A 7378-nucleotide genomic window follows, 5' to 3' on the forward strand; every position below is an offset into this window, starting at 1 on the left:
TTTAGCGCACAACTTAGGATTAAGTGTTGTAGCTGAAGGCATTGAAAATAAATAAAGTCTTAAGATGTTGAATAAAATTGGTGTTGAAACAGCACAAGGTTACTTTATTAGTAAGGCGATTCATGGCGGTGAGTTTTACCTTAGTTACTCAATTATGAGGAAAATAATGCTTAGTACAACAAATAAAACACTATTAGCCACCTTTATTCTATTGAGTTCTGCAGTTAATGCTGCACAAATAACGGTTAAAGGGGTGATTGAAGCAGGATATATTAAAGCCGATTATCATCAGCCTTGGTTAAATAGCTGGCAGGAAGAAGGCGTGGGTATATTACGGTATAACGACGACGATAAACTGATGCTAACACAAGCGGCGATAGAAATAAGTGGCGACTTAATTTCTAATGTTAATTTTGATCTTGTCGCCAATTACAATCCGGATGGTGAAAAAAGCATCGGTTTAACAGAAGCTTACTTTACTTATTCGCCATTAAATAAAGGCTTAAAACATCAAATTAAATTCGGCATGTTTTATCCTCAAATGTCACTCGAAAATACATCAACCGGATGGACAAGTCCTTATACATATAGTTTTTCAGCGATTAATTCTTGGATTGCAGAAGAGCAAAGAACCTTAGGTGCTCAGTGGTCAATCACTCGAAGTGGAAGAAAGCATAATAGCCCTCATAGTTTTACCGCATTAGCCTCTATATTTAAAGCGAATGATGGCTTAGGCAGCTTGCTTGTTTGGCGTGGTTGGGCACAGCATAATAGGCAAACTTTTTATAATGAAGCCGTTGTCTTTTCTGATTACTTTTCACAGCAAGACATCCCTATTAATACGCCTAATTTTGTTGAGCCTTTTATTGAAACAGATAGTAAATGGGGATATTACGTTGGAGGGCATTGGCGTTATCTAAAACAAACTGACGTGAGAGTTTATTACTACGATAATAGAGGTGATCCAAATGCCATTGAAAAAAATCGTCAATATGCTTGGAAAACCCAATATTATTCCGTTGCCATGCAACATAAATTTACAAGTAACTTTAGGCTGTTAGCTCAGTATTTATCTGGTGATACCGGTATGGGCAGTCAAGAAACAGGAGTGTTTACTGATATTTATTCATGGTATGTGATGTTTAATTATAAATTAGGATCACATAGATTTTCACTACGCCATGACCAATTCAAAGTAAAAGAAACTGATCAGAACAGACAAGACCCTAATGACAGCGATGGTGATAGCCTTACGTTGGCATGGCGATATCAACTGGATATAAATTGGAATGTAGGCGCTGAATTTATCAACTCAACTTCGAACAATGAAAATAGAACTTTATGGGAAAGTCGAGCAGCGGAACATAGGCAAAAGCAATATATGGCAATTGTACAATATAAATTTTAATTGAGAATAAACAGTTGGCTAGTTTCGCTTCGCTTTATACTTTAGCCAACTACAATCTCCCCCTTAATAGGGCGTTATGTGAACTTCAACCTGTAGAGTATAAAAGGAATAATATATGTCTTATGTCGATGGTTTTGTTGCCGCAGTACCAACAGTAAATAAAGAAAAGTACATTGAACATGCGAAATTGTCTGCGGTCGTATTCAAAGATCACAGAGCACTTAAAATTACTGAAAGTTGGGGAGATAACGTTCCTGATGGTGATATTACATCCTTCCCTATGGCTGTAAAATGTGGCAAAGATGAAACTGTAGTTTTTTCATCTGTTGTATGGCCGACAAAGGAAATTCGTGATGCTGGTTGGGACGCTATTATGGCAGATCCTAGAATGCACCCAGATCAAAATCCAATGCCCTTTGATGGTAAACGTTTAATCTACGGTGGTTTCGAAGTTATTTTAGAGGAATAGCACCGAGATATATTTCACATAACAATGCGTTCAAACAGATAAATAACAGCTGGCTGTTGTTCGTGCTTCACACATTTTAGCCAACTATAATTTTCGGCTTAATGCGGCGTTAAATGGAATTTAAATTATGCTACCTGAGCCAGATTACGATAAATTTTCATACGATGACCTTACTGAAGTATATGAAAATATTGATAGGGAAGCATTCCCTGAAAGGTTCAAAAAGATAAGTACTCTTCTTGAGGAAAAAGTTATGGCGTGGGACAAATTCAGAAGTACAGATCCAAACGTTAAAGCAAAAAGAATAAATGAGTTTTTCGATTCACTTACTGAAACACACTCCGACTATCATACAAACTCAAATGGGGCCGATTATGGAAGTGGTGATGTTGTTGGTTGTGGTGGCGGAGATGGTGGTGGATAACAAATCCATTTAGCAAGCCATTCAAGCAGGTCTTTTAACAGTTGGTTAGGTTCCGCTTGGGTTTACTTCACAATATAACCAACAATTAAAGCCTCTTAATGGGGCTTTGTATTCGGGAGACTTGATGAAATACCTGTTATTTCCTATTCTATTTATAATCTTTTGTACATCTAGTGCTTTTGCTTGTTCACCTGGTACGATATCTCATTTTTATATAGATTTAGATGCTGATATAGAGTGGAGTAGTGATTTATTTCCCCCTGAGATAAAAAGCATAAATATAGAAAGAGGGCAATTTCCTTGTAATCATGGAAAGTTAAAAATTGAAGTGACACTACCAAAGAATAGCTTTTATAAAATTACCGATGTAGGCTTTTATTTTATTCATGATAACTCTGATTTTATTGATTCAATTTATCCAGATAATCCGCTAATTGTCAAGGAGAGTGAAGATGGTAGGTTTTATTTGGAATTTGAGTGGCTTGATTTTGAAAAAAAATTAAAGACATCATTCTATCTTGTAACTGTTCTAAAGGACTCTAGTATTAGCAGTTTAAGCAAACTTATTATGATTAACGACAAAACCGAATATATCAAGCCACTCAAGCAAGACAAATAACAGCTGGCTGTTGTTTGTGCTTCACACATTTTAGCCAACTATAATTTTTGGCTTAATGCGGCGTTGGTAAGCGTAAATTTATGTCTGTCGGCTATTTGTCGTCTGTTTGTCATTACCGACAGTATGCCCTTGGTGTATAGTGCATCCGCATTCAACAATAAATGGAGTTACCTATGAAATCATTAAGACTCGAAAAACGCTGGTCTCAAGAACAATTGGCGCAACTAAGCGATTTAAATGTTCGCACCATTCAAAGAGTAGAAAAAGGAGAAAGCATTGGAACTGAAACCTTGAAGTCTTTGGCTGCGGTTTTTGAAATCTCAACTGATGAGCTTATATGTGCTATAAATAATGAAAAAAATCTCCAAACAGAAGGGGATGAGAATATGATTAAAGATCATTCTCAGCACAACAAAGCAAAAGAGAAGGTTAAATCTATAAAATATTTTTATACATTCTCGGCACTTTTAATTGCAATCTTTCTCCTCTTTATGTTGCCTAACTACAATGACGGAGAAAATTTAGGTCCATTGATTGTTGTATTCTTATCTTTTGGTGCGCTTATTGCTGGCCTCGCTTTCCAGGTATTTCAACCCTTTGGTGAAGAATGGGAAAAAGAAAAAACATCCCAGATTTTAAATCAACAGAACAAGGGAAGTAGCTCTAGTTCTGATCGCTAAATAGACAAAAGGCATATAAGTCATTCAAACAGGGCAAATAACAGCTAGCTATTTGCTCCATCGTCGCTTATTTTAGCCAAGCATTATTTGTCTCTTAATGGGGCGTTAGAGGTAAAAGGAAATATCTTGTCAATCAACTATTCAAATTACACATTGGATGAATTATTTGATGTTAACCAAAATATCGATAAGGATAAATTTCCTGAGCGATATAAGCAGTTATCTGAAGAAATTCAACGAAGAAAAGAAAATGGAGAGTTTGAAAAAAAAGCCCAAGAAATTGAAGATCAGGAAGACGATGACGATGATGAAAATGAATTTATCATTGAATTCTCTGCTGAGGGAAATGGAAAAAAACGTAAGCTGTTTATTTTGGGTTTTATCTTAATCAATTTAGCTGTACTCGCCTTTGTATTACCTAAATATATAGTTACTGATTTAACGAACATACATGAATATTCAACAAAAATTGACTTTGTTGAATGTCATAAAGAAGAAGTGATAGATGATGAAACGGATAAAGTATATTCATACTTCGATCTTAATATTGGCTCATACCAAGATACTTTTTCAGCAGTTGGTATAGGTGAGGGTAAGTGTAAAAACTTAGCACGAAGTTTAAAGGTTGGATCTAATGTTTCTATTTGGCATGAAGATGGATTAATCCATCAAATAAAATCAAAAAATAACATTCTACTTCCATATGTATATATGGAACCCAAAGTACGAGAGTTAAAAACAGAGGGGGTAAAATTATATTGGTTTGGCTTGTTGGCGTTGTGGGTAATGTTATTTAAATCAGTCGCTAATGCTTTTTTTCCGGGGACGTTTACCTCTAGCAAGCCATTAAAACAGGACAAATAACAGTTGGCTATTTGCTCCATCGTCGCTTATTTTAACCAACGGTGTTTTGCCTCTTAACAAGGTGTTAGTTTTGATTATGCATAATCGAATAAAGGAGTTTAAAATCGATGTCCCGCATAGCGATAGTCTATTTTTCTAAGAGTGATGTCACAGGACAACTTGCTAGAGCAATAGCTTTAGGTGCTAAACAAGAACATGGAATAACTGTGCTTGAACATAAAATTGAAGGGCGCGAAATCCTTGAAGGAAGATTTGAAAACGAAGAGTTATTCAAAGCACTAAAATTATGCGATGCGATTATCTTTGGAAGCCCAACATATATGGGAAGTGTATCAGCTCAATTCAAGGCTTTTGCGGATGCTTCAAGTGAACATTGGCAGAGCCAAGAGTGGGCTGATAAAGTCTCTGCTGGATTCACCTCTGGAACAGGCCTAAATGGTGACCAATCAAGTACTTTGCAATACATGGCCACTTTAGCAAGTCAGCATGGTATGTTGTGGGTGAATATTGATGCTTCATATGGAACAGATCGTTCCACTTTAAATCGATTAGGTTGCCAATTAGGAGTCGTTTCCCAAACGACTAATAGTGTCGCACATGAAGTTGATCTTGCAACGGCAAAGCACTTAGGTCGTAGGGTTGCAAAACTTACTCTTCGTTTAAATTAGAAACATAATAAGAAATTAAACAAGGACAAAAAACAGTTGGCTTTTTGTCCACTTCGTTCATTTATTTTAGCCGACTAGTTTTGCCTGTAAATTGGGCGTTATTTGCCTTAGAGCATAGGAGTGTTAATGAAATTATTGAACAAGTTTTGTGTTGTTTTAATCCTTTTACTAAATACAACATCTTGCGTTACAACATCAACCTATGGAGCAACCTTCGAGGCTATAGCTAAGACTAACGATATTTATACTTTAAAAATTTACTACGGAGGCCCACCTCCCCAATGGGCTACAGATGTAAACTTTCAAGAAGGAACTGATTCTGCTTTATATGAAAAAGCTATGGCGTTTATTGCAGAAAATCCAGAATATAATAGCTATAAAGTTGTTGATATTGAACATAGTCATATCCCAAGTTACTACAGATATAGTGTTCATTTTCTTCGTAATTAGCAAATAACAAGGTATTCCAAAGGACTAAAAAAGCTGGCCATTGCTCGTGCCTCGCTTATTTTAGCTTCTGAATGGGCGTTAGGTATACAGGTAAACAAAGGTGCAATATGGATATTAAGCTTGGCGAATTAAGACATGAAGCTGTAATTTCTTTGTTACAAGAACATCATGAAGATATGCTAGCTCACTCACCTCCAGAAAGTGTTCACGCGCTAGATTTGCGTGCACTTGAACACCCCGATGTAACGTTCTGGAGTTTATGGGTTAATCAAGATTTAGCTGGTATTGGCGCTATAACAGAACTTGATAAAGATCATTGCGAGATAAAGTCTATGCGCACATCGACCAAGTTTTTACGTAAAGGTATTGCTCGTAAGATATTAGAGCATATCGTTGAACAAGCGACTCTTCGTTCGTATAAAAGATTAAGTTTGGAAACGGGTACTATGGATGCGTTTATTCCAGCACAAAAACTTTATCAACAATTTGGTTTTCAACCATGTGCCCCTTTTGGTAACTATCAAGAAGATCCATATAGTATGTTTATGTCAAAGGCTATTGAGTAAATGTGTGACACATAATATCAACTGTGAAGTACGACAAAATAGCGATGCAAAAAATTACTATGCCACCCATAATAATGCTACACAGTAATAATGCTCTGAAACACTGCTATCCATTGGCCAACAACAATGCATGTACTTCATTTTGTAAGCCTTTGTATATCGATTTTTATAGATGTTGATTAAATGAGTGAATTTCAGGCAAGCTTTACTTCTCCCCCAAGGTAGCCGTATTTTTCTTGCTGTCTTAGTGCTGCCTTTGAATGTAGTTATGTTTACGCGCTATTCAAACAAGCTTGAGCATTTGCTTTACCGTGTGCGCGCTTTAACCCCACGTGCTCAGTAAATTCACACAAATGCTCTGCGGTGCCTACTGCGCCAGTGAATATACCTTCAAAGTTTGTGGTGAGTTTGAGCCAACTGTCATCGCTGATGTGAAGTCTTGACAGTATATTTGCGATTTTAGTCTCGATAGCGCCTCGTTTGTCTGCTCTTATTACGCGACCTGTTTCATCTACAAGGGTTAAATAGTCCTTCAAACTAAAGCGGATACCGGAGGTTTTCTCTTGATGTTCATGGCCCGTAAAAGGTAATAACGTTGTCGGTTGCTCCCCGATAATGGCTGCCTTGATACGCAGTTGAATACTGGTAAAACTCGATTGCTCAGGTGTTTGAGCAATGCCCGCACGTACTGGATTTAAATCTACATAAGCCATACAAGCGAGTAATGCCCCTTCATCGAGCAGGGCTTGTGATTTAAAGCGTCCTTCCCAAAAGTGCCCTGTGCATTTATCTTCTTTATTGGCTTGTCGAGCAATAGGCTCGTTTAATGCCCGCATAAACCAACTGATATCGATTAAACGCTGTTTATAGACCTGTGCTGTTTCTTCAACCATTTCCATTTCGAATGGAGTTAATGTAGCTAATGATTGCTCCTGTTGATATTGACGGGTCAACAGGGTGCCTTTAAACAACTTATGCCAACAGGACAGTACCTCTAGCGTCGTCCAGTTGTTAGCTTGTTCACTATCAACATGAAGGACTAAATGTAAGTGATTATTCATGACAGCGTGAGCACAAATATCAATAGCAAACACCTGAGATAATGTAAAAATGCGCTGTTCAATCCAATGACGCCTGTGCTCATAACTGACACCGGTTTCTTTATCAACACCACATAAAAAGGCTTTGCGAACGGTTTGACTGCAAATATGATAATACGGCGTATCAGAT

Annotated in this window: 10 protein-coding genes; 9 read left to right on the forward strand and 1 reads right to left on the reverse strand. The window is 37.1% G+C overall.

The genetic code is table 11. The features are described 5' to 3' along the window. Positions 1 to 64 precede the first annotated feature (64 nt). The 9 genes from H4J70_RS19665 (at position 65) to H4J70_RS19705 (ending at position 6148) form a co-directional block, all read left to right on the forward strand. Positions 65 to 1408, forward strand: coding sequence for a hypothetical protein (locus H4J70_RS19665; RefSeq protein ID WP_182243841.1), 1344 nt, complete (start codon positions 65 to 67; stop codon positions 1406 to 1408). Positions 1409 to 1523: 115 nt separating this feature from the next. Then, positions 1524 to 1877, forward strand: coding sequence for a DUF1428 domain-containing protein (locus H4J70_RS19670; protein WP_182243842.1), 354 nt, complete (start codon positions 1524 to 1526; stop codon positions 1875 to 1877). A 127-nt stretch (positions 1878 to 2004) separates the two neighbouring features. Then, a complete protein-coding gene (locus tag H4J70_RS19675; RefSeq protein ID WP_182243843.1) occupies positions 2005 to 2301 on the forward strand; it encodes a hypothetical protein in 297 nt (98 codons plus the stop codon). A gap of 124 nt (positions 2302 to 2425) precedes the next feature. After that, on the forward strand, positions 2426 to 2920 hold the full coding sequence (locus H4J70_RS19680) for a hypothetical protein (protein WP_182251753.1): 495 nt from the start codon (positions 2426 to 2428) through the stop codon (positions 2918 to 2920). Positions 2921 to 3093: 173 nt separating this feature from the next. Then, positions 3094 to 3600, forward strand: coding sequence for a helix-turn-helix domain-containing protein (locus H4J70_RS19685; RefSeq protein ID WP_259366893.1), 507 nt, complete (start codon positions 3094 to 3096; stop codon positions 3598 to 3600). A 126-nt stretch (positions 3601 to 3726) separates the two neighbouring features. Further along, positions 3727 to 4464, forward strand: a complete 738-nt coding sequence (locus tag H4J70_RS19690) for a hypothetical protein (RefSeq protein ID WP_259366894.1) — start codon at positions 3727 to 3729, stop codon at positions 4462 to 4464. Positions 4465 to 4571: 107 nt separating this feature from the next. Further along, positions 4572 to 5132 carry a flavodoxin family protein gene (locus H4J70_RS19695; protein ID WP_182243846.1) on the forward strand — a complete coding sequence of 187 codons (561 nt, stop codon included), beginning with the start codon at positions 4572 to 4574 and terminating at the stop codon, positions 5130 to 5132. A gap of 126 nt (positions 5133 to 5258) precedes the next feature. Continuing rightward, positions 5259 to 5582: a hypothetical protein gene (locus H4J70_RS19700; RefSeq protein WP_182251754.1), complete on the forward strand. Its 324-nt coding sequence runs from the start codon at positions 5259 to 5261 to the stop codon at positions 5580 to 5582. A 107-nt stretch (positions 5583 to 5689) separates the two neighbouring features. Further along, entirely contained in the window at positions 5690 to 6148 is a 459-nt protein-coding gene (locus H4J70_RS19705; RefSeq protein ID WP_182243847.1) for a GNAT family N-acetyltransferase, read from the forward strand. A gap of 272 nt (positions 6149 to 6420) precedes the next feature. Here the strand turns inward: H4J70_RS19705 and H4J70_RS19710 are convergent. Further along, positions 6421 to 7378 (reverse strand): transposase (locus tag H4J70_RS19710; protein WP_182251755.1); only part of this gene is annotated, 958 nt, incomplete at its 5' end.

This window comes from Colwellia sp. BRX8-9 (genome assembly GCF_014077245.1).
In the GTDB taxonomy this organism is placed as follows: domain Bacteria; phylum Pseudomonadota; class Gammaproteobacteria; order Enterobacterales; family Alteromonadaceae; genus Colwellia_A.